Annotated in this window: 1 protein-coding gene and 1 pseudogene; both read left to right on the forward strand. The window is 49.6% G+C overall.

What is annotated here, in order from left to right:
- Nucleotides 1–131: pseudogene (locus tag R7Q46_RS29555) on the forward strand (lytic transglycosylase domain-containing protein); the annotation flags it as partial.
- A gap of 10 nt (nucleotides 132–141) precedes the next feature.
- Nucleotides 142–546, forward strand: a 405-nt coding sequence (locus tag R7Q46_RS29560; RefSeq protein ID WP_318078636.1) for a transcriptional regulator, incomplete at its 3' end; no start/stop codon positions are given.

Genomic DNA, 546 nt, shown 5'->3' on the forward strand with positions numbered 1-546 from the left:
AAGCCATTCAGTCATCTCCAAATGACTTGGAGCTTGGCGTTGGCCGCTATCACGCCTGGGAAGACGAGATCCGATCCAGAAACTATGGTAGCCGAGTCTTGGCTATCTATCGCAACCTTCGTGATTTGTGAGGGGGGCGGAATGTTGGAACTGGATATTATTGGTGCGTGGGATGCAAGAGCCGTCAACCTCGATCAAGAAGAAGCTGATAGAAACGTCTACGAGTTCGATCTGACATTGTGGAACCTGCTATCCACTCTGGCAAAAGAACGTCCAGATGATGCGGCCTCACAATTTTCTTTGGGCATGGACACCGTTCAAAAGCTGTCACTGGCAACACCTTCCCAATTGGAAGCTCTGGCCTCTGGCGTGTTGATCTCTTTCAAACTCGAAACAGCAGAGCAGAACATCATCACGCGACTCTCTGGCGACTACGACCCTGTAGTTTTTATCAACCATAGTGTTGATGAATTTGATGCTGCCTACTGGTTGCTATTTAACCGCGTCGCATCGAGAGACCCGGAGATGGCAAAGGAAGTTTTCGGG

This window comes from Vibrio sp. 811 (assembly GCF_033339195.1).